22 protein-coding genes are annotated in these 20541 nt (G+C 46.4%); 13 read left to right on the top strand and 9 right to left on the bottom strand.

Annotated features, from left to right (window positions below; all coding sequences use genetic code 11):
* Window positions 1-19: 19 nt before the first annotated feature.
* From ACESZP_RS11875 to ACESZP_RS11865, 3 genes are read right to left on the bottom strand one after another with little or no spacing between them, the layout of a single operon-like run.
* Window positions 20-256, bottom strand: a complete 237-nt coding sequence (locus tag ACESZP_RS11875) for a helix-turn-helix domain-containing protein (protein ID WP_499709105.1) — start codon at window positions 254-256, stop codon at window positions 20-22.
* A gap of 4 nt (window positions 257-260) precedes the next feature.
* Window positions 261-434, bottom strand: coding sequence for an RNA polymerase sigma factor (locus ACESZP_RS11870; protein ID WP_499709109.1), 174 nt, complete (start codon window positions 432-434; stop codon window positions 261-263).
* A complete protein-coding gene (locus ACESZP_RS11865; protein ID WP_499709104.1) occupies window positions 421-666 on the bottom strand; it encodes a hypothetical protein in 246 nt (81 codons plus the stop codon). The genes ACESZP_RS11870 and ACESZP_RS11865 overlap by 14 nt, the downstream gene beginning before the upstream one ends.
* A gap of 177 nt (window positions 667-843) precedes the next feature.
* On the opposite strand from ACESZP_RS11865, the gene ACESZP_RS11860 reads away from it, so the two are divergent.
* Complete coding sequence (locus ACESZP_RS11860; RefSeq protein ID WP_005946872.1) at window positions 844-1401, top strand: TetR/AcrR family transcriptional regulator; 558 nt, start codon at window positions 844-846, stop codon at window positions 1399-1401.
* Window positions 1402-1675: 274 nt separating this feature from the next.
* Here ACESZP_RS11860 and ACESZP_RS11855 read toward each other — a convergent pair whose 3' ends face one another.
* The gene (locus ACESZP_RS11855; RefSeq protein ID WP_373129976.1) at window positions 1676-2311 is read right to left on the bottom strand and encodes a helix-turn-helix domain-containing protein; all 636 of its coding nucleotides are present in this window, start codon (window positions 2309-2311) and stop codon (window positions 1676-1678) included.
* A 509-nt stretch (window positions 2312-2820) separates the two neighbouring features.
* Between ACESZP_RS11855 and ACESZP_RS11850 the strand changes: the two genes are divergently transcribed.
* From ACESZP_RS11850 to ACESZP_RS11835, 4 genes are all read left to right on the top strand, one after another.
* Window positions 2821-3882, top strand: coding sequence for a replication initiation factor domain-containing protein (locus ACESZP_RS11850; protein WP_256756141.1), 1062 nt, complete (start codon window positions 2821-2823; stop codon window positions 3880-3882).
* A complete protein-coding gene (locus ACESZP_RS11845) occupies window positions 3882-4085 on the top strand; it encodes an excisionase (protein ID WP_002610247.1) in 204 nt (67 codons plus the stop codon). Before ACESZP_RS11850 ends, ACESZP_RS11845 begins: the two co-directional genes overlap by 1 nt.
* 78 nt (window positions 4086-4163) lie before the next feature.
* Entirely contained in the window at window positions 4164-5357 is a 1194-nt protein-coding gene (locus ACESZP_RS11840; protein WP_025301273.1) for a site-specific integrase, read from the top strand.
* Window positions 5358-5652: 295 nt separating this feature from the next.
* Window positions 5653-6015, top strand: a complete 363-nt coding sequence (locus ACESZP_RS11835) for a hypothetical protein (protein ID WP_008397018.1) — start codon at window positions 5653-5655, stop codon at window positions 6013-6015.
* A 180-nt stretch (window positions 6016-6195) separates the two neighbouring features.
* On the opposite strand, the gene ACESZP_RS11830 is transcribed toward ACESZP_RS11835, so the two are convergent.
* Window positions 6196-6438 (bottom strand): DUF6061 family protein, encoded by a 243-nt coding sequence (locus ACESZP_RS11830; protein WP_008397019.1) that lies wholly within the window; start codon window positions 6436-6438, stop codon window positions 6196-6198.
* A 465-nt stretch (window positions 6439-6903) separates the two neighbouring features.
* Between ACESZP_RS11830 and ACESZP_RS11825 the strand changes: the two genes are divergently transcribed.
* The 3 genes from ACESZP_RS11825 to ACESZP_RS11815 all read left to right on the top strand — a co-directional run bounded on the left by ACESZP_RS11825 (window position 6904) and on the right by ACESZP_RS11815 (window position 10218).
* Window positions 6904-7419 carry a flavodoxin gene (locus tag ACESZP_RS11825; RefSeq protein ID WP_499709103.1) on the top strand — a complete coding sequence of 172 codons (516 nt, stop codon included), beginning with the start codon at window positions 6904-6906 and terminating at the stop codon, window positions 7417-7419.
* A 135-nt stretch (window positions 7420-7554) separates the two neighbouring features.
* Window positions 7555-8142: an HD domain-containing protein gene (locus ACESZP_RS11820; RefSeq protein WP_440322444.1), complete on the top strand. Its 588-nt coding sequence runs from the start codon at window positions 7555-7557 to the stop codon at window positions 8140-8142.
* Between the two features lie 99 nt (window positions 8143-8241).
* Window positions 8242-10218, top strand: a complete 1977-nt coding sequence (locus ACESZP_RS11815) for a hybrid sensor histidine kinase/response regulator (protein ID WP_499709102.1) — start codon at window positions 8242-8244, stop codon at window positions 10216-10218.
* Window positions 10219-10253: 35 nt separating this feature from the next.
* Here ACESZP_RS11815 and ACESZP_RS11810 read toward each other — a convergent pair whose 3' ends face one another.
* Both ACESZP_RS11810 and ACESZP_RS11805 read right to left on the bottom strand, forming a co-directional pair.
* Window positions 10254-11963 carry an ABC transporter ATP-binding protein gene (locus ACESZP_RS11810; RefSeq protein WP_499709101.1) on the bottom strand — a complete coding sequence of 570 codons (1710 nt, stop codon included), beginning with the start codon at window positions 11961-11963 and terminating at the stop codon, window positions 10254-10256.
* Between the two features lie 4 nt (window positions 11964-11967).
* Window positions 11968-13707 carry an ABC transporter ATP-binding protein gene (locus tag ACESZP_RS11805; protein ID WP_499709100.1) on the bottom strand — a complete coding sequence of 580 codons (1740 nt, stop codon included), beginning with the start codon at window positions 13705-13707 and terminating at the stop codon, window positions 11968-11970.
* Between the two features lie 173 nt (window positions 13708-13880).
* Between ACESZP_RS11805 and xylB the strand changes: the two genes are divergently transcribed.
* The gene (gene xylB, locus ACESZP_RS11800; RefSeq protein WP_499709099.1) at window positions 13881-15368 is read left to right on the top strand and encodes a xylulokinase; all 1488 of its coding nucleotides are present in this window, start codon (window positions 13881-13883) and stop codon (window positions 15366-15368) included.
* Window positions 15369-15432: 64 nt separating this feature from the next.
* Here the strand turns inward: xylB and ACESZP_RS11795 are convergent, their stop codons facing one another.
* Both ACESZP_RS11795 and ACESZP_RS11790 read right to left on the bottom strand, forming a co-directional pair.
* Window positions 15433-16272 (bottom strand): Cof-type HAD-IIB family hydrolase, encoded by an 840-nt coding sequence (locus ACESZP_RS11795; protein ID WP_178039524.1) that lies wholly within the window; start codon window positions 16270-16272, stop codon window positions 15433-15435.
* 11 nt (window positions 16273-16283) lie between these two features.
* Entirely contained in the window at window positions 16284-18206 is a 1923-nt protein-coding gene (locus tag ACESZP_RS11790) for a PTS sugar transporter subunit IIA (RefSeq protein WP_178039525.1), read from the bottom strand.
* Between the two features lie 264 nt (window positions 18207-18470).
* Here ACESZP_RS11790 and ACESZP_RS11785 point away from each other — a divergent pair, with 264 nt between their 5' ends.
* The 4 genes from ACESZP_RS11785 to ACESZP_RS11770 all read left to right on the top strand — a co-directional run bounded on the left by ACESZP_RS11785 (window position 18471) and on the right by ACESZP_RS11770 (window position 20541).
* Window positions 18471-18788 carry a PTS sugar transporter subunit IIB gene (locus ACESZP_RS11785; protein WP_178039526.1) on the top strand — a complete coding sequence of 106 codons (318 nt, stop codon included), beginning with the start codon at window positions 18471-18473 and terminating at the stop codon, window positions 18786-18788.
* 117 nt (window positions 18789-18905) lie between these two features.
* A complete protein-coding gene (locus tag ACESZP_RS11780) occupies window positions 18906-19082 on the top strand; it encodes a hypothetical protein (protein WP_499709098.1) in 177 nt (58 codons plus the stop codon).
* Window positions 19030-20175, top strand: coding sequence for a PTS transporter subunit EIIC (locus tag ACESZP_RS11775; protein ID WP_499709097.1), 1146 nt, complete (start codon window positions 19030-19032; stop codon window positions 20173-20175). The genes ACESZP_RS11780 and ACESZP_RS11775 overlap by 53 nt, the downstream gene beginning before the upstream one ends.
* A 27-nt stretch (window positions 20176-20202) precedes the next feature.
* Window positions 20203-20541 (top strand): PTS sugar transporter subunit IIA, encoded by a 339-nt coding sequence (locus ACESZP_RS11770; RefSeq protein WP_349165454.1) that lies wholly within the window; start codon window positions 20203-20205, stop codon window positions 20539-20541.

The following is a 20541-nucleotide window of genomic DNA, read 5'->3' as shown; positions in this document are numbered from 1 at the left end:
TGTCTGATATCATAGCTGGTTAACTGACAGCTGCTGAACGGCAGAAATTAAATTTGCGAAAAACTATTGACACTATCTTTAATTCTTCATCAACCTGCATAATGATTTTACCACTTTCAGAGTGGTAAAACGGACGCAAGCATAATTTACATATATAAGCGTCATAAAACTTCAAAATCTCTCTTATGGCAGTTTCATTTCCAGCAGACGCTTGACATATTACTTTTAATGTAGGGTAGCCATATTCTTTTTTCATTGGTTCAATTCCTTTCTTTCAATACTGTTTTTAGTTTCTTCAATCCGTTACTTCTTCTGCGATAAATAGCAGAACGTGATACATGATATAATTCGGCTATTTCTTGGTCGCTCATACTTTGAAAATAGCGTAATAGAATTACATCACGCTCTTTATTCGATAACTTATATAAAGCAATCCTCGCTTTCTATATACCTTGCATTTTCATTACCATGAACATAAAGAAGTGTTCCTACATTACCATTTTTATTTATCCCATGAAATGAATGATACATACCGTCAGGCATTTTAATACCAATATAAAATCTATTTTCTTCGGTAATTACAGTATGATCCCATACAGAAAGGTCAATATCAAAATTAAAACCAACAATTTTATCTATACCATTGTAAACAAATCTTGTACACATATAATCACTCCTCAAAATACTACTTCAAATAGTTATTTAACTAATTCAATTAGTATTTTAAAATGTTTTTGTAGGAAAGTCAATAAATAATCATAATTTTCTAATTGTGTTATTGACTACACTAATTCAATTAGCTAGAATTGTGTTTGTATGATATTTTGAATGAGGTGCATAACTATGAAAACCACTAAAGAAGCAGTAATAAAAGCAACATCAGACTTAGCAGATGAAAAAGGATTAAATAACGTTTCGTTAAAAGCTGTTGCTCAAAAATTAAACATTCGTACACCATCTTTATATAATCACATAGAAAGTTTAGATAATCTTCTTTTAGAAGTTGCTCATAATGGTATGCGTGACATGAATGAAAGAATGATGAAAATTGCCGTTGGAAAAATAGGGAAAGAAGCAATTAAGTTAGTTTCTATCGAATACCTAAACTATATGATTGAACACCCCGGAGTTTATGAAACAATTCAATGGGCTGTGTGGCACGGAACAGAGGAAACAGCAACCATTTTTAACAACTATCTTTCATTATTAACTACTCTTATCCAATCGTGCAGTCTTAACAAAGACAAAACACTTGAAATATTAAATATGCTTACTGGAATAATTCACGGTTATACAACTTTGCAATTAGGAAACGCTTTTTCTGCCTCAGATAAAGTTAGATTTGAATTAGCTGAAGCGATAGATACTTTATTAGTCGGGATTTTCCAGAAGTATAAATAATATATTTAGGCTTGCAAATCAATACAGAACTGCAAGCCTTTTTCTTTTATCCAACAATCTTCCAGTTACTATTCCTTATATAGCCCAAACTTGTACCGTGACAATTTCATTGATATTATCCGATTTACCACAAATCAAATTTTATCTTTTCTTCCTCTTGATTACCCTCCACAGAAAAGAAAAAGCCCTGTCAAGAGCCTTGCCACCATTGGTGGTGCTTTGCACTCTTTACTGGGCTTTTTGTTTGCTGTATCTTCTACAAAGAGGAAAAAAGTTATTCGTCCTCATCATCAAAATGGTTATTTTTCAATACTTCCCGTAATAATTCCATATCTTCTTTTGCATTTGGGTTTATCATTTTTACGACTTGATAAGGTGTCCTATATTTATGTCCCTCTATGCTTTCCCCGAACATATCCATGCTGTATAAATCATCATAGCGGTCTAACAGTTTTTGAAACTTCAAATGCTGGATAAATTCTTTGATTGGATAAAGGTCGGACGCTACAATACTTTTCCCGTTGATGTAGTCGGTAATATATTCCCGTAACTTTTCCAACTCATATTCCAGCCATTCTTCCTCGCTGTCAAAGAAGTTGTCATAATGTCCATGTTTTAGTTCTGCATTTAATCGTTCTTCAATTCTTAAAAACTGGCAGACTTCCTTTTCGGATTGATTAACATACTTCCATTCTCCCGATAATAATTCATTGGGCATTACACCCAGCACGTCCATTATCTTTTCTAATGTATCAAAGGTAGGAAAATTCACACCTCGTTCAATCTTGGAAAGGCTCTGCATATTGATACCGATTTTATCCGCAAGTTCCTGTTGTTTCATTCCTCTGTGTTTTCTTATGGTCTGTATGTTTTCTCCTAAGAAACTGATTTTCTTTTCATAATGCTCCATAACTTAGTATAACCGCTCCTTTCGTTACTTTTCTTGGTATTTATAAGCATATCATACTTAATCTACATCTAAAAGTCAACAAAAACTTCTTGACAAGTAATTCTAATGGCGTTATTATCGTATCAGATAGAGTGATTAAGCACGATAGGGTCAATCACACGCTTGAGTAAGCATAGAGAAGATACATTTTCACTTTGATAGCATGAATAAGCATGGACTATCAGACCGAAAGTAGTGGTTTCCAAAAGGGGCTGGCTGGACGGGGCACGTCCCCCAGACGTGTTCGGACAGACAGTTCCTTTTGGAAAAGGAACGCCTAAAGGCGTTCGCAGAGGGCGTATATGTAACACCGCCCTGCGCATACATGTAACACCGCCCTGCGCATACATGTCATAGTACCTAGAAACTGTGATAAATAAAGGAAAAAACACGATTTTTACCCCGCAAAAAAACGGGAAGTACGAAAGGAGTAATGCACTATAACTACACACAAAAATTTATCCGTTAAGATTGATTACATCAGCATTGTATTTGAAACCGCAACCGCAGAAGATGTCATCATGCACATTTTAGGTTTACCGACTGACATTTTCAATGTCTATCCGGCAAGCGTTAAATTCAAGACTTATCAAGCACGCTGGCAGATTGGAGATATTTATGTATCAGGGGACGCAAGAAAGACAGAGGACAACCCACAAGGGCTAGGCTGTTATCTTGTTATGACTGGCAGAGGGTGTGATGATATTTTCCGTATTCTCGACAGTAGGAATTATACCTTTGGGGATATGTTCAAACATTGTGAGCGAAGATACGGACTGGATAATTTCCATTTCACAAGGCTTGATATTGCCATTGATGATAAGAACGAAAAGCCATTCTTTACCATAGAGCAGATAAAGAAGAAATGCGAAAAAGAGGAATTTATCTCGAATAGTGAGGGCTACCACTTTGATGAAAGCAAGTTTGATGATTTCGACACCGCAAAGACTGTTTATATCGGTGCTGGTAAATCGGGATTGTCTTACCGCTTTTATGACAAGGATAAGGAAGTATGTTCAAAACATAATAAGACACTTAATGAAGTCGGCAGTTGGAAACGGACAGAAATGCAACTGCGTGATGATAAGGCTCATGTCTTTGCCATGACATTCAAAGACAGACCGCTGGAACTTGGGAAACTGGCTTTCGGGTTATTGGCAAACAACCTACGCTTTGTTGTGCCAAACAGAAACGAAAGTAATAAAAGCAGATGGAAAACGTGTCGGTTTTGGGAACGCTTTTTAGGGGCTGTGGAAGTCTTGAAACTGCAAGTACCAAAACAGCAAAATTCCCTTGAGGAAACACAGCAATGGCTCACAGAGGGTGGCGTGATTTCTGCTGTCAAAAGTTTTTATTTCTTGGAAGAACATGACGCATTAGGTGGACTGGAACGGGTGGGAACTATGCTTGATAAGGCAAGATACAGCACTTCCCTTTCCAGTAAACTGACCGCCCATTTACAGAGGATAAACCGCACCGACCTTATCCCCTATATCCAGTATGACACGAAACATGGGAAAGGGGGTATCTGATGAATAACAACGATATTCCCGTATGGGAAAAATACACCCTTACCATTGAAGAAGCGTCAAAATATTTCCGTATCGGAGAAAACAAGCTAAGACGCTTGGCAGAGGAAAACAAGGACGCTGGCTGGCTCATTATGAATGGCAACCGCATACAGATTAAACGCCGACAGTTTGAAAAGGTCATTGATAAATTGGACGCAATCTAATGCAAATGAGCCTTGTATGTGTTATGATGAACACAAGTCATATCAAGGCTCTTTCCAACAAGGAAAGGAGCAGACACCATGAAAGAAAAAAGACGGGATAGCAAAGGACGTATCCTGCATACTGGAGAGAGCCAACGAACAGACGGGAAATACTTATATAAATATGTGGACGCATTTGGAAACACAAAATATGTGTATGCCTGGAGATTGACACCCACAGACCCGACACCAAAGGGAAAACGGGAAAAACCCTCACTTCGTGAACTGGAACAGCAGATAAGACGGGATATTGAGGACGGTATCGACAGCACAGGCAAGAAAATGACGCTTTGCCAACTCTACGCCAAACAGAACGCACAGAGGGCAAACGTGAAGAAAAGCACACAGAAACAACGGGAACAGCTCATGCGGTTATTGAAAGAGGACAAGTTAGGTGCTAGGAGTATTGATACGATAAAACCCTCTGACGCTAAAGAATGGGCGTTACGCATGAAAGACAAAGGCTTTTCCTATAACACCATTAACAACCATAAACGCTCGTTAAAAGCGTCATTCTATATCGCCATACAAGACGATTATGTAAGGAAAAATCCTTTTGATTTCAAGTTAAGTGAAGTCTTAGAAAATGATACAAAAGAGAAAGTCGCATTGACAGAGGAACAAGAACAATCCCTACTGTCATTCATCAAGACGGACAATGTGTATCATAAGTATTTTGATGATGTGCTGATACTGTTAAAGACTGGACTTCGTATCTCGGAACTGTGCGGATTGACAATCATGGACGTTGATTTTAACCATGAGGTTGTGATTATCGACCACCAGTTATTAAAGAGCAAGGAACAAGGCTATTATATTGAAACGCCTAAAACAAAGAGCGGAACAAGGCAAGTACCGTTGAGTGAGGAAACAATCAAAGCATTTCAACGATTGATGAAGAAACGCCCAAAGGCAGAACCATTTGTGATAGACGGACGGGGCAACTTCCTATTTGTCAATCAGAAAGGCAAGCCCAAAGTTGCCATTGATTACAACGCCTTATTTGTCCGTATGGTAAAGAAATACAACAAGCACCATAAGGATAACCCCTTGCCACATATCACACCGCACACGCTACGCCATACGTTCTGTACAAGACTGGCAAGCAAGAACATGAACCCGAAAGATTTACAGTATATCATGGGGCATTCAAATATCAGTATCACAATGAACTGGTACGCTCATGCGTCCATAGATACCGCAAAATCAGAGGTTCAGCGTCTAATTGCATAGAAGTATTTACCACGATTTTAACCACGTTTGATAGCGAAAATATAAGAAGATAGACCTAGATATGTGAGGTTTACCACAAAAGCAAAAATGCCCGTAGAGCCGATAAAATAAGGCTTTGCGGACATTTAAGAAGATATAAAAAGATAGTCAAAAAGACATATATAATTTATGAATGAATCTCTCCTATTCTATTTCCTGTGAGAAGCGTATCAATGTTAGAAATTCATGGAGATACTGAATTAAGCAATATGGAATCATTCAATCTTAAAGAAACTAAAAATGGAGATAATAGAAATTGAATAAAAAGAAATTGGCAAAGAGTGTTGTAGGCATTGCTTTAATTGTAAGTGTAGCTATACTTATCGTTGTATGTGTTGGAAAAATAAAGCACATTCAGAATAAAAAAAATATTATTGGTACATGGAAGAATGCAAATGCAGAGGAAGTGTTTACCTTTCAAGAAAATGGAGGACTTGTTGTAAACAAAGATATGCCCGAATTGGGTATTACCTGTGGCAATGCATTATATAGCATATCTTCCTCAAATATGATTTTTGTGGAACAGAGAGATAATAGCGTGAATTTTGAGATAGAAGTAGATCAAAACGAATTAACAATCTTCTTTATGGGTCATAAATATTGGGAATTAACAAAATAGCAATTGCATATAAAGCGATACTCATGATATCCATAACCATAAAATATAGAGCCGATGAATCACTCGTTATTTCGATTGTGAGTTATCGGCTCTATTTCATTATTTATGGAAGGGCTAAAGAAATATCGTATTTTATAGAAATACTTTTGACAGATTTCTTCTCATTTTTATGTTCTTTTATCAAGTGCTATACCATTCCATATTCATCGCATTCACCCAATCTTGCATTTCTGAATCAAGATACAAACGGGCATATTCTAGTGGATTGTCAATCGCCAGTGCATCCAACATTCGTTGAGAGTTAGGAGTAGTAATCAATCCATCTTCTGCCTTGCCACAGTCAATCCGAAGTATGTAGCCATTGTAATAATTGATGTCTATGATGTTGTGATATTTATTATATTCTGCATGAACGATATTCATATTGCAAAGTCCTTTCTCTTATCTGTTTCAGTTGTAGAAGCATCTTGACCAGTTCCAGCCGATTATGTGATTTATATAATGTTATTAGCTGTTACCGGATTTTGCTTCCCTTGTTTTTGCCCTTATGAGGTGTCGTAACACAAGGGAAAAGGATATAACATAAGGGAAAGTCTAAGGGAAAGCTCACTTGCCAAAACTGTAGTAAAATCAAGGCATTGCGGATTTTATCGTAACACTTTATAATACCAGTTAGGTGTTAAAGAATTGTAGGTATCAAAATTATACTTTATCTGTTTACATGTTATGTCCTTGAGGATTATACTGGAAACAGTGCAATATATAAGCTGTGTAAAAGAAAGTCTGACAGCTGGAGTCGGAATTTTGGTAATACCGCATTTTTTTGTATACCGTATTTGTAATAGAAGGAATTATCAATACAAATAAAGAATAAAAAGGAGTAAAGCTATGAACCATATTTTAATCGCTTATTTCTCCAGAGCCGGAGAAAATTATTTCGGAGGTAAAATCAAAAGCGTAGAAGTGGGCAATACCGAAATTTGCGCAAAGGAGCTTAAGAAGGCTATCGAGGCGGATCTTTTCAAAATCGAGATGAAAGAGCCCTATTCGGACAAATATAAAAAATGTGTGGCGCAGGCCATGAAGGATATGACCATTAAGAGGCGCCCGGAGCTGAAAAAATTGCCGGAGAGTATCGAACCCTATGATACGATCGTTCTGGGCTATCCCAATTACTGTGGAAGCATGCCGCAGGCGGTCACCACATTTCTGACGGCCTTTGATTTTACAGGGAAGAAGATTCTGCCCTTCTGCACCAACGAAGGAAGCGGCATGGGCCGGAGCGAAGGCGTGATCAAGAAGCTCTGTCCGACGGCGGAAGTGAAAGAGGGACTGCCCGTACATGGAAGCATGGCGGCTGAGGCAGGCCCGACATTGGCGGACTGGGTGAGTAGAAATTTATAAAAATTCTGTTTTTCTGTAGTATTACTGGCAGATACGGTAGAATATGAAGAAGAAATCCGAAATCGTGAAGAGACAATTTTATATCTGCAGATGGATAAATACCGATATTTATGGAAGTAAGGGAGTGGAAAACTCATGGATGAACGCCTGAAACAACAGCTCGAGTTTGCCCTGGAAATCGATAAAGAGAAAAATATCTTCCGACAGACCCACCTGTCCGGACACGGGAGAAATGAGAATGACGCGGAGCATGCCTGGCATATGGCGATTATGGCTTATGTTCTGCGGGAGTACGCCAACGAACCGGTGGATATCGCGCGGGTCATGCTCATGTGCCTGGTTCACGATATCGTGGAAATCGACGCAGGCGACACCTACGCCTACGACGCGGAGGGCCTGAAGACCCAGAAAGCCCGGGAGAACGCGGCTAAGGAGCGTATTTTCTCTCTGCTTCCGGATGAACAGAAGCAGGAATTGATGCAATTGTTTGATGAATTTGAAGAATTTGCAACCCCGGAGTCCAAATTTGCCCATGCCATGGACAACCTGCAGCCGTTGCTCCTGAACAACAGCAATGGCGGCGGAGACTGGAAGGAGCATGACGTATCGGCGGAGCAGGTCTACGGAAGACAGCGGAAAACCCGGCTTGGTTCCGAACGGCTCTATGAAGAAACCGATCGCATTCTTCAGGAAAATATCCGGAAGGGCAGCCTGAAAAAGTAAAAAATGAGGAGTGACTGGCTTGCAAATCCCCCTCGGATATACTATGATAATCTTAGCGAAAGACGCGAAAAATCATCGTGTATTCGAGGGGGATTTTATATGAATCAGCTGAATGAGACAGATGCTGAGATGATACTTTCCGCGGTCCGGATCGGTCTGTGGCGGGTGGAATTTGAGGAAGGAAAACCGACCCGTTTTTATGCGGACGCAGTGATGGACGAGCTGCTGGGTGTGACCGGGGATGTGACGCCGGAGGAGCGCTTCCGGTTCCATATCGCCCATGTGCATCCGGCAGATATGTCCATGTTTCAGGAATATGCGGATAAACTGGCGGAAGTACGGACAGAGATTGTATACCGGTATCTGCACCCCTTAAAAGGGGAAATGATCGTGCGCTGCGGCGGTGTGCGGGACATGTCGGAGAAGGGCTTTATCTATACCATGGGGACGCATCAGGATATCTCTGAAACCGTAAGGCTGGAGCGGGAACGGGAGATGGAGCGGCGGCTGAAGGAGATGAATAAGAGCCTTCAGAGGGATCGGGAACGCCGGGAGGATTATTATCGTGAGCTTCTGGATATACAGAGCTGTGGAATTCTTGCCTATACCATACCGGATCACCGGGTCGTCCATATGAATGCGGAAGCACTTCGCATGTACGGGATAAAGAATATAGGTGATGCACAGGAAAAAATCGGGAATGCCTTGCGGAGCGTATACTATCCGAAACCGGGGACGGTGGAAAGATTGAGAAAGCTTCAGAAAGAAGATGATTCCGTGGATTACGAGTGTATCATCGGAAAAGGCAGTTCCAATGAGAGCCATATTGTGGCCAAGACGAAGATTGTGCAGATTCCGACCGGGGAGCGGGCTGCCCTTACCACCTTTGTGGATATCTCAGAAATGATGGTTCTGAAAAACGCCCTGCGGCAGGCAGAGGAGGGGAGCCGGGCCAAATCAGCCTTCCTCTTTGCCATGTCCCATGATCTTCGGACGCCCATGAACGCGATTATCGGCTACGCGAATCTGATGGAGACCCACTGGGGGGAGAAGGAGCTTACCGCTGGATATCTGAAGAAGCTGAAAGAGGCCAGTCAGTTTTTGCTTGGTCTTATCGGAAATGTGTTGGAGCTTGCGCGGATTGAGAGCGGAAAAGAAAGCTTAAGCGAAGAGGTCTGGGATATGCGGAAGCTGGAAGATACCATTGATATGCTTCTGAATGATGAGATAGTCAGAAAGCATCTGAAGCTGGAAAAGCATATGCGTGTGACGCATCCCTATATCTATTGCGACGCCATGAAGCTGCGGGAGATTCTGATGAATCTCATGAGTAACGCAGTGAAATATACGCCTGCAGGAGGAAATGTCTGCCTGACAATGGAAGAACTGCCCTCTGAGAAAGCTGGATATGCGCAGTTTCGCGGGATTGTAGAGGACAGCGGCATCGGTATCAGCGCGGAATATCTACCCCACATTTTTGAGGAATTCACAAGAGAACGGAATTCATCGGAAAGCGGAATTCAGGGAACAGGTCTGGGACTGCGAATTGTGAAGTCCTTTGTGGATATGATGGACGGAAGCATCCTGGTAGAAAGCGAGCAGGGAAAAGGAACCCGGTTCACAGTTTTACTTTCCTGCCGGATTGCGGAGAAAAATGATCTGAAGCAGAAGGAAGCCTCCACGGACAGACTTATGCTTTCGGGAAAACGAATTCTTCTGGCGGAGGATAATGTGCTGAACGCGGAGATTGCCATGACGCTGCTTGCGGACGCCCAGGCGGAGGTGGACCTTGCGGAGGATGGCGTCTGCGCAATTCAGAAACTTCGGGAGGTGCCGGAAGGGTATTATGATTTGATCCTGACGGATATTCAGATGCCGCGGATGAATGGATATGAGATGGCGAAGACCATTCGGGCACTTCCTGACGCCAAAGCGTCCATACCAATCATTGCCATGACGGCCAATGCTTTTGAGGAAGATCGAAGGGCAGCCCTGGCAGCCGGTATGGATGGCTATGTGGTGAAGCCGGTGGAGACGGCAGCGCTTGGAAAAGCCATAGCGGAGCTTAAAATTTAATCTTCTGTGAGGAAAGGCAGGCTGGATAGCCTGCCTTAAATTTCGGGAATATCTGCGTTACCGTGAAGAGTGAAGGTGCGTCCAAATTCTGCCGAGGTACGGTGGGAGATGGAAAGCACGGTGCGGTGCGCACAGACACGGCGCAGGGCCCGCAGTACATGCTGCTCGGTCTCCGCATCCAGGTTGGCGGTGATTTCGTCCAGCAGCAGAAGGTCCGGGTCGGAAGCGGCTGCCCGTGCGATGGAAAGAAGCTGCCACTGGCCCTGGGAAAAGAGCTCCGGCGCGCAGGGGGTATCATAGCCTTGCTCCAGATGGGAAATGGTGTTGGAGAGGCCGGTCAGCTCTGCCGCTTTTCGGACGGCTTCGTCGGAAATGGCCGGATCGAACAGCGTAATCTGGTCCCGCACGGTTCCGGGAACCATGTGGAAGGACTGCTCCACGTAGCCGAAGAGCTTCCGGCGTCTCGCTTCCGGAATGAAGGCCGCCGGGACGCCGTGAATTAGGACCTGTCCGGAGGTGGGCCGGTAAAGACCCAGGAGCAGCTTGAAGAGCGTACTTTTTCCGGCTCCGGTGCGGCCCAGGAGCGTCAGCTGGTCTCCGGCTTCGACGGTCAGGTTCAGGTGCTTCAGAACGGGATTGCCATCCTCGTAGGCAAAGGAAACGTCACGGAATTCCACGATGGGAGCGTCGGCAGCCGCCCTTCCCCCATTTTCAGTAAAAGCGGGAGAATCGGAAGCACCGGTTTCCGGGCGTTCCTTCTCCGGCAGTTCCAGAAATTCCTGTATCCGGTGGATACCCGCCATCGCCGACTGAATGGTCTGAATCTCCATGCCCAGGCTCTCTACCGGGGAGAAGATCTGGGAAATATAGTTCATGACAGCCACGGCGGTACCGGCAGACATACCGAAAAGTGTCAGAATCCGGGGGCCTCCGGAGGCGGACAGCAACATAACGGCGGCCACGACTACTGCGTTCAGAATCAGGATAATGGGCGAGTAAATGGCATCGTAGAAATTCGTCCGTTCCATGGCCCGGTAGCTGTCGCCGATATAACGGTCATACTGCTGCTCCATATAGCGCTCTTTGCCCAGCGTTTGAATGGTGCGGATGTTGTGCAGGGTTTCCGGCACATGGGCGGAGGCGCGGCTGACGGCTCTCCGGTTTTCGATCTGGGCAGCCAGCATATTTTTCTGCACATGCCGGGTAAAAAGAAAGAGAAGGGGCAGAAGCAGCAGGAAAATCAGAGCGAGGCCCTTCGTCTGAAACCAGACGACAACCAGGATACTGATAATCTTACAGGCGTCTGCGAACATGCTGATGATTCCGGAAGTGAAAAGGTTCTCCACGGTATCCACATCGCCCACGAAGCGGGAGACTACCGCGCCAGGCTCCTGACGGTTCAGATCTTCGGCGGAGAGGCGGACAAATTTACCCATCAGGCGGCTGCGAAGCGCGTGGGTAATTTTCTGGCCACAGACGGTCAGAAGGCCCTCTCTTGCAGATTCCAGAAGTCCGGTAAGGGTCAGCATGATGAAATAGAACAGAACCAGAAAGAGCGGGGGCAGGGTTCCCAGTGTCAGGGTGTCGATGATGCGTGCCAGCACCAGCGGCGGCACCAGGGCAGTCAGGATAGCGCCGCAGACCGAGAGCAGAATGCCGAGGGCAAGGAGCCGGTGCCGGGCCAGGGTGGATAGAATAATCTGGCAGACGGGAGATACCTCGTTTCCTTTTTTTGCATGCTGCATGGTTTTATACCTCCTGTCCTTGAGTTGTTTCGGCTTCCATAGAGATAAGCTGTGCATACTCTGGTACTTTCTCTCTTACCTCTTCGTGGGTTCCCACGACCGCGTGTCCCTCATTCAACCAGATCACCTGCGCCATCTCCGGGAACAGATAGAGCCGATGGGAAATCAGCAGTACCACCGAATCCGCCGCGTAAGCCCGCAGATTTTCGAAAATCCGCCTCTCCGTATCCCGATCAAGGGCGGAAAACGGGTCGTCCAGTATCAGCAGAGGCTTTTTATGACAGAGGGTCCGGGCCAGCGCCAGTCGCTGGGCCTGGCCGCCGGAAAGCCGCACACCGCCATTTCCCACCAAGGTCTTTATGCCATCCGGCATCCTGCGGATTTCTTCATCCAGGCAGACCAGACGCAGGTATTCCCAGGCGTCGCCCGCATCACCCATCCGGACATTTTGCTCGATGGTATCGTTGAAAAGCTCCGGATCATGTCCAAGATACCCGATATTCCCGAGCCGGGTTCGTTCGTCCATTTCCGTAAGATCTTCCTTTCCCAGATGGATGCTGCCCTGATAAGGATATTCACATAAAAAGGTCTTGCCAAGGGAGGATTTCCCGCAGGCTACCGGCCCGGTGACGCCGATAATCTGTCCGGGAATGGCTGAAAAGGAAATGTTTGTAAATAACCCCTTACTTCCGGGATAGGAAAAGCCAAGATCCTGCACGGTAAGAGCAGAAGGCGCGCCCGTCTCCGGCGTCGCAGGCGTCTCCGGTGCGTACATGAGCGGCTTGATCCGCTTCCAGGATACCTGCGCCTTATGTACTGCGTTAAAGAGCTTGGCGGCGCTGGAGGACTTCACCGAAAGCCTGGTAAAGCAGGAAATAAAGGTGGTGAAGGCTGCGATATTCCAGGCTGTCCAGCCCGCGCCCAGCACATTTCGACCGCCGAAATACAGGATGAACATAAGTCCGGCCATGGAGATAATCCGGTACACGGGCGGCAGGGAAGCGTTCCAGATGTTGGCCCGGACGGCGGAGCGCTCGTAAGCGGAGAGATTTGCCTCGTAAGCCTCGGAGCGTTCCCTTTCGCAGCCGAAGACCCGGTAGGTTACGGCGTTGGTGGCCCGGTCAAGGGTGGCGGCGCTTAAATGTCCGGACTGCTCCTTGAAAGCCGCGCCGGTCCGTTGGACGATGACCTTCATTTTCTCCGCGATCACATAGGAAACCGGTGGGAAAATGAGGCTAATCAGAGCCAGCCGCCAGTCGTAGAAGAACAGCATGCCTGCGTAGGCCAGCAGCGCCACGCCGGTATCGAAGATTTCCGTCGTGAATTTCCGCATGCCCTCGGCACAGTCATCTACGTCCAGAATAGCCTTGGTCATTACATTTCCGGCTCCTTCCTCGGAGAGTGCTCGGCGGCTTTTCTGCACCAGACTGCTGTAGAGGGTATGCTTCATCCGCCGGTTTACATTGTTGGCGAAGCGGCGCACGTAGAAGCGCTTAATATAGCGGGCGATTTGCACCACACCGATGGCAGGCACATAGGCTGCGACCAGCGCCAGCATATCTGAGAAGAACTTCTTCCCATTTAAAATATCAATGAGGCAGGCCGCTATTTTTCCCTCGAACCAGGGACCGGCCAGCAGGCCCAGATTGTAGATAAGGCCCGACACCGTGACGGCCAGCAGTACCTTCCATTCTGCCTGGAAATAGGAGAGTACCCGAGCAGAATGAAACTTGTTATTTCTCATAAAATAAATCCTTTCTTTTGTGAAAAACACACTAAAAAAAGCATAGTACAGTGCTGAAAAGTTGTCAATAAAAACAGAAAGGTCTTTTCAAGAGGTTTACAGAAGCACATGCAAGGGGGTATAATAGAAACCAGAAATGGGGTTTACCACGACTACAAGGAGGAGAAGATAAAATGGAACAGTTTCTGATCGCCCACGATTTGGGTACATCGGGGGATAAGGCGACGCTTTTTACCACGGAGGGACGGCAGGTGCGGAGCTACACGGCGTCCTATGACGTACACTTTTTTAATGGCAATTACGCGGAGCAGGATCCGGAAAACTGGTGGGACGCAGTCTGCGAGGCCACAAAGGCAGTGCTGGAAGGGGAAGACGCAAGCCGTGTGGCGGCCATGTCCTTCAGCGCCCAGATGCAGGGTTGCCTGCCGGTGGATAAGAACGGAATACCCCTCAGGGATTCTATGATCTGGGCGGATATGCGCGCGGTAAAAGAGGCGAAGCAGCTGGAGGACGCCATCGGCGCCGACCGGATTTATCAGATTACCGGACACCGGGTAGCTGCCAGCTACAGCATTGAGAAGCTGATGTGGCTGAAAGCCAATGAGCCGGAGGTCTATGAGAAAACCTATAAAATGCTGCAGGCCAAGGATTATATTATCCAGAGAGCGACCGGTGAGTTTGTGACCGATTATTCCGACGCGTCCGGCACCCAGGCGCTGGATCTTCGGAGACTGGAGTGGTCAGACGAGATTTTAAATGCGGCAGGCATTGACAGGGAGAAGCTGCCGGCCTTAAAGCGCTCTATCGATGTGGCAGGCTATATTCAGGACAGGGTAGCCGGTGAAATCGGACTTCCGGCAGGGACTCCTGTGGTCTGCGGCGGCGGCGACGGCCCGGTATCTGCGGTGGGCGCGGCCTGCATCAGGGACGGCGAGTTCTACCTGACCTACGGAACCTCAGCATGGATTGGCGGAACCACCACCGAGCCTTTCATTGATCCGGACAAGACCGTATTCTGCTTCGCCCATGTCATTCCGGGCAAATACATGCCCTGCGGAACCATGCAGGCTGCAGGAAGTTCCTATGCTTACATCCGCCGTGCGTTGTGCGATGGTATGTCCTATGATGAGATGAACAAGCTCATTGAAAAATCCCCGGCAGGGGCTCAGAACCTGATTTTCCTGCCCTATATGCTGGGAGAAAGAAGCCCCAGATGGAACCCGAACACCAGCGCGGCCTTCCTCGGCATTAAGCCGGAGCATGAAAAGAAGGATTACATCCGCGCGGTCATCGAGGGCGTGGCCATGAACATGGAGCTGATTCTGAAGGCTTACCGCAAGCAGGCCAAGATCGAGCGCATGAACCTGACCGGCGGCGGAGCCAAGGGCGAGGTAGTCTCCCAGATTCTGGCAGACGTCCTGAACGTGGACTTCGACATGCCCGACTGCGTAGAAGCAGCCACCTCCATCGGCGCGGCGGTTATAGCAGGCGTCGGCGTAGGCGTCTTCGACAGCTTCGACGAGATCAAGCGCTTCCTGAAGTTTGAGAAGCATGTGGAGCCCAAGAAAGAGAACCAGAAGGCCTATGAGGAGCTGAAGCCCATCTTTGATGAGGCTTATCAGTGCCTGGTGCCGTTGTATGAGAAGTTTGCAAAATTGTAAAAGTATATAAAAATTCCCGGGTGAGTTGATTCACCCGGGAGTTTTTTGAAAAAACGCAGGAATCTTATATCAGACACAGTTGTCGTAGAGCGTGCGCGAACCCGTCGTCTGCGATATCCTTTGTAACGTAATCGGCGTTTTCTTTCAACGCATCCACGGCATTTCCCATGGCGATGCCGACGCCCGCGTGGCGAATCATTTCCATGTCGTTCAGGCTGTCGCCCAGCGCAATCGTATCCTTCAGCCCACAATCCCCATAAAACGAAAGCACCCGGTCGATGCCAGCCGCTTTCGTGATATTGCGCAGCGTAATTTCGCCATTGGCGAGGTCACGCTCCATATTTTCATAGAGAAAGCATTGGATATGAGGCGGCAGAGCCTGACTCAGCGCTTCGAGGGCGCTGGGGTCTTTCGAAAAGAGATAGAGCTTCAGAATCTGCCCGAGGTCTGCCTCTGCGATGTCGGAAAAAGGAAACATCCCTACGTCTGCCATAGCGGCCCTTGCCAGTTCGCTGTCATCCGGCTGTTCCGTGAAGATTCCCTGAAAGAGGGAATACGCAAGGGGAGTCAGATAATTTCGCCTGCTGCCCTCCAGCTTAAATTCGATGTGGTGCTCCTGCATAAAAGCGATCAGCCGCTTCAGATCCCCGGTGGGAAAGTTCTGCTCGAAGATAGTCTCGCCCTCTGCAATGATATGCGCACCGCAGGCAAGCACCATACCGCTTAAGGGGAGCTGGCGCAGATCCCCGGTAATATCAGGAAGAGGCCGCCCGGTACACAGAAAGATGCGATGCCCGTTCTCCCTGGCCTGCCGCAGCGCCTCGCATGCGGATGCCGGAATTTTCCCGGTTTCATGGTCAAATAAGGTGCCGTCGATGTCGGCAAATATGATTTTTTTATTCATAAGGTGCTCCTTTATTCTTGATTGATGTTGCTGTAGACCAGGGTCTCAAACTCCTCGAAGGTGGTACAGCTGCGGGCCTCCTGCAGGATAGAATCGTTGCTGAACAGTGAAATCAGAGATTCATACAATTCCCGGAATGTTTTCTTATCCGCCTTGTTGATAGCCAGAAGAAATACCAGATGGACGGTATTGTTGTCCCATTGAAAGCCCTTCTTGCTGACGGCGACGGCAATGCTGGTTTTGATGGCGTCCATATCCGTCGAATGGGGGATGGCAATATGGCCGAAGGCGGTGGTAGAGGCATTTTCCCGCTTGTAGACCTTTTCTTCGAAGCCGGCGTCTGTGTAACGCTTCACTTGCAAAAGATCACAGAGATAGGTAAGAATTTGATTTTTGCTTGTCATGTTCGTGTTGGCCACAAACAGATCTTTTTCGAAGAAAGCGTGGAAGTTGGTCTTCAGCTTATGATTCTTATAACGGTTCTGACTGTTGACAATGGTTTCCTGAATGACACTGTATTGCTGCGACAGATTGAACGGTGAAATCTGAATGGTATCGCAGTCATAGGTGTGATACAGCGGAACAGTCGTGAACAACAGACCGAAGGACGAGATGTCCAGGGACTGTAAAGCCTCCTCGCTGTGGACGCTGGACACGATATTGATCTGATTTCCGAAATTCAGCAACAGTTTGTTCAGAAGGTCCACGCCGAGATTACGGTATTCCGGACACAACAATACAGTGGGAATTTTGGAACGGTTGATAGTCTGACGTTCAATCTCCGCGCCGATATGCATGGCCAGAAAAGCTGTTTCATCCTCTGAGACATAGAAATGGTAGCGTTCCATGATATCCAGAGTGATATAAATTGCCATATCGAAGACCACCGGGCTGTTCAGCTTAATGGATTTTGTCAGTGGATTCGCGATATTCTGTCCGTTGCGCAGTCGGAACAGGAGGTTCTTCAAATGCAGGGAAAACGGAGTCACAAAGGATTCATCGGATAAATCAATCAAATAAAGGGTATTGATTTGTCGGATATAATATTCCGTCAGGGATATGACTTCATTGCCTACAAGACTTTTAAGCTCCGCTTTTGAGTCCACGATGGAATAGTTGGCGTTGGCTTTGATCAGCATATAAATCTCATAGCGCTCATAAGAATTCAGCGAAATACCGAACAGAGAATCCAATTCCGCTATCAGCTGCTGAAGTAACGCGTTTTCCTGTTCAGTTTTTATGGAAAAGGTAAATGCGCTGGAATCTAACGGGTTGCCGTTGAGCTTCCGATCGATAATAATGACGATGTGCAGCAGTAAATTAGCGGTGGCAAAATCGTTCAGATAAAAGTTATGCGCCTTAAAGGAGCTGACGACAATGTTATGTAACTGATCGATATCCAGGTCAGGGAAACATTGCTTCAGTTGCTGCAGGGTGATAAAGCAGTTCTTGGATTCCTCGCTGAGGACATAGCTGATAAGTTTCCGCTTATTCTTTTCTTCCCCTTTGATATACAGACAGTCGTTCTCACAGAGAAACTCCACGCCATAAGTAGAAAAGGCTTTATTCATTTTGGAAATCACGGCCTTTACCGTGGAATAGCTGATACACAGGTTTTCGCATAGCTCGAATAAATCCAGATGTGAGGTATGATAGAGAATCAGTTCTTTGATGATAAAAAAGGCGCGCTCTTCACCGGTCTGAGGAATACTCTCGCTGTTGTCGAGGGTCAGAAGAGAGGAAGCCTGACGGTTGAGTTCATACCCGTTTCTGGAGGACAGAATGAGCTTGGTATTGTATAAGGAATTGATATCGCTGACATAATTCTTTACAGAACGCGTGGAGATGGACAGCGCGTTGGCGATTTCTGTACTGGTTATGGGTTTGCTCTGGGATAAGAGATATTTCAGCAGATCATGCTGTTTCTTTTTCATAAACAGTTCTCTTCCTTTCCTTTTTCTATAACATACAGGTGCAAAAACAGGTACTTCGTTTTTTACACTGTTTAAGTACGTATATAAAAACAAGCTTCTTATATTATAAAAAGTCCGATTTGGCTTAGCAACCATTTTTTTTCACTTTAAGGGGCAAACGGAGAGTTTTTTAATTGCCCGTCAGGGTGCAAAAGACAGGATGAAAAAAAGAATTTCGTGAGGTATACTGTGGACACAGACAAAAACAAGAAAGGAGAAAGAAACATGGAAAACCTGAAGGTAATGCTTTGCTGCGGCGCGGGAATGTCCAGCGGATTTCTGGCAAGCAACGCGCGGAAGGTCGCAAAGAAGCAGAAGCTGGCAGTCAGCATAGAGGCGAGAAGTCAATCGGAAGTAGCGGAATATTTATCCTCCATTGATGTCCTGCTTCTGGGACCGCACTACGCAGTGGATCTGGACAAGTTTCAGGATCTGGCGAAGCCGTATGGGGTGGCTGTAGCCGTGATACCCCAGGATGTGTATGGAGCGTTGGACGGCGCGCGGATTCTGGAGATTGCTATGGAACTGGCAAAACAAAAGTAAGAGCTAAGACCGCCATCTTAGCCCTTAAAAGAAATCAAAAATTGCGTAAGACTTCTTTCTGCCTATTATACCCTATCAGGAGAAAATGTGCAAGATAAAGCAGAAAGAGACTACTGAATGACTACTGAAAAAGGGGGACATTTTACAAATGAAAAATATTATGAAATGGCTGTCGGAATCCTTCGCGCCAACCATGAACAAACTTTTCAGCAAACCCTGGCCGTCGGCCATCTCAAGCTGTATGCAGAAGATTATTCCGTTTATCTTAACCGGATCCCTGATTTATTTCTATAACGTATTTGTATCGTTTATACCGGCGCTTCCGGATTTATCACCGATTCTGAATTACAGTTTCGGCGTCATTACCCTGATCGTCGCATTTATGATGGCAAATCAGTGCATGGAGAAACTGAATCATCCGGCTTATGTCATCAATGCGGGAATCACTTCCATCGGAATCCTGCTGATGGTCGCAATGCCGGTGGGAGAAAGCGCGGACAGCATTTCCGCACTGCTTTCGAACCTGGGACCTTCGGGAATCGCCGTTGGTATGGTAGTCGGTCTGTATGTGGCAGTGATCTTCCATAACTGGGGAAAACTCCGTTTTTTACAGGACAGCAGCATTCCGGATTTCGTAACAGCCTGGATCAATACCATCGTGCCGAACGTGGTTTCCCTGGGAATTGCGATGATTCTGGTTCATGTTCTGCATATCAATTTATATAATGCGATTATTTCTGTATTCATGCCCATCGCGAACATCGGACAGACGCTTCCGGGCTTTATTCTGTGCTGCCTGCTTCCGGCGTTCTTCTATACCATGGGTATCTCCAGCTGGATGTTCGGAGCGGTTACAACGCCGATTTTCATGGCTGGTATTCAGGCGAACATTGATGCGGTTGCCGCAGGAGGCATTGCGACCAACATCGTGACAAGCGAATCCACCTTTACACTGGCCTTTGTTACCATGGGCGGCATGTGCGCTACACTGGGACTGAATGTTTTAATGTGCTTTTCCAAATCCAAGCAGTTAAAGACACTGGGACGTATCTTTATCGCTCCGTCCATCTTTAATATCAATGAGCCGGTGATGTACGGCGCTTCGGTTGTGTTTAATCCGTTGTTGATGCTTCCGGCCTGGATCAATTCCGTTGTGGGACCGGTGTACGTATGGATTCTGATGAGTACCGGTCTGCTGAACATCCCGTCCAAGATGATTCAGGTGGGACAGATTCCGGCTCCGATTTGCAGTGTGATGGTTACGGAGGATATCCGCGCGCTGCTGTGGTGGGCGATCCTGTTCGTGATTTACCTGGCGATCTGGTATCCGTTCTTTAAGGCATATGAGAAGCAGAAGCTGGAAGAAGAGGCTGTCGCAGAAGCGTAGCCGTTATATGACATAGGAGGAATTGCAATGGGCGAATTTGCAGAAGAAAATGAATTAATATCCGTGGCGATGCAGATTATTTTGCATGCGGGAGACGCCAGAGTCAAGGTGACAGAGGGCCTGCAGGAAGCAAAACGATTTGACTTTGAGAAAGCGGAAGCTTTGATGGAGGAAGCGGAAAAGGCATTCGTATTGGCGCACAAGGCGCAGACAGAAATCATCCAGAATGAAGCGAGCGGCGAGAGTTATGAGTTTTCTCTTCTGTTTGCTCATGCGCAAGATACGCTGATGACCATTCACTCCGAGCTGCGTATGGCGAAGGAAATGGTCGATATTCTGAAGATTATAGAAGAAAAAACAAAGTGA

The sequence above is a fragment of the Candidatus Dorea massiliensis AP6 genome, assembly GCF_964245105.1.
In the GTDB taxonomy this organism is placed as follows: domain Bacteria; phylum Bacillota; class Clostridia; order Lachnospirales; family Lachnospiraceae; genus Laedolimicola; species Laedolimicola intestinihominis.
The sequence above is the reverse complement of the archived record's forward strand: the minus strand, read 5'-3'. Positions and strand labels throughout refer to the sequence as shown.

What these genes read in the sequence shown, in the direction of transcription:
- ACESZP_RS11875 (WP_499709105.1), bottom strand. Translation starts at nt 256, where the DNA reads ATGAAAAAAGAATATGGCTACCCTACATTAAAAGTAATATGTCAAGCG.
- ACESZP_RS11865 (WP_499709104.1), bottom strand. Translation starts at nt 666, where the DNA reads ATGTGTACAAGATTTGTTTACAATGGTATAGATAAAATTGTTGGTTTT.
- ACESZP_RS11860 (WP_005946872.1), top strand. Translation starts at nt 844, where the DNA reads ATGAAAACCACTAAAGAAGCAGTAATAAAAGCAACATCAGACTTAGCA.
- ACESZP_RS11855 (WP_373129976.1), bottom strand. Translation starts at nt 2,311, where the DNA reads ATGGAGCATTATGAAAAGAAAATCAGTTTCTTAGGAGAAAACATACAG.
- ACESZP_RS11845 (WP_002610247.1), top strand. Translation starts at nt 3,882, where the DNA reads ATGAATAACAACGATATTCCCGTATGGGAAAAATACACCCTTACCATT.
- ACESZP_RS11840 (WP_025301273.1), top strand. Translation starts at nt 4,164, where the DNA reads ATGAAAGAAAAAAGACGGGATAGCAAAGGACGTATCCTGCATACTGGA.
- ACESZP_RS11830 (WP_008397019.1), bottom strand. Translation starts at nt 6,438, where the DNA reads ATGAATATCGTTCATGCAGAATATAATAAATATCACAACATCATAGAC.
- ACESZP_RS11825 (WP_499709103.1), top strand. Translation starts at nt 6,904, where the DNA reads ATGAACCATATTTTAATCGCTTATTTCTCCAGAGCCGGAGAAAATTAT.
- ACESZP_RS11820 (WP_440322444.1), top strand. Translation starts at nt 7,555, where the DNA reads ATGGATGAACGCCTGAAACAACAGCTCGAGTTTGCCCTGGAAATCGAT.
- ACESZP_RS11815 (WP_499709102.1), top strand. Translation starts at nt 8,242, where the DNA reads ATGAATCAGCTGAATGAGACAGATGCTGAGATGATACTTTCCGCGGTC.
- ACESZP_RS11810 (WP_499709101.1), bottom strand. Translation starts at nt 11,963, where the DNA reads ATGCAGCATGCAAAAAAAGGAAACGAGGTATCTCCCGTCTGCCAGATT.
- ACESZP_RS11805 (WP_499709100.1), bottom strand. Translation starts at nt 13,707, where the DNA reads ATGAGAAATAACAAGTTTCATTCTGCTCGGGTACTCTCCTATTTCCAG.
- xylB (WP_499709099.1), top strand. Translation starts at nt 13,881, where the DNA reads ATGGAACAGTTTCTGATCGCCCACGATTTGGGTACATCGGGGGATAAG.
- ACESZP_RS11795 (WP_178039524.1), bottom strand. Translation starts at nt 16,272, where the DNA reads ATGAATAAAAAAATCATATTTGCCGACATCGACGGCACCTTATTTGAC.
- ACESZP_RS11790 (WP_178039525.1), bottom strand. Translation starts at nt 18,206, where the DNA reads ATGAAAAAGAAACAGCATGATCTGCTGAAATATCTCTTATCCCAGAGC.
- ACESZP_RS11785 (WP_178039526.1), top strand. Translation starts at nt 18,471, where the DNA reads ATGGAAAACCTGAAGGTAATGCTTTGCTGCGGCGCGGGAATGTCCAGC.
- ACESZP_RS11780 (WP_499709098.1), top strand. Translation starts at nt 18,906, where the DNA reads ATGACTACTGAAAAAGGGGGACATTTTACAAATGAAAAATATTATGAA.
- ACESZP_RS11775 (WP_499709097.1), top strand. Translation starts at nt 19,030, where the DNA reads ATGCAGAAGATTATTCCGTTTATCTTAACCGGATCCCTGATTTATTTC.
- ACESZP_RS11770 (WP_349165454.1), top strand. Translation starts at nt 20,203, where the DNA reads ATGGGCGAATTTGCAGAAGAAAATGAATTAATATCCGTGGCGATGCAG.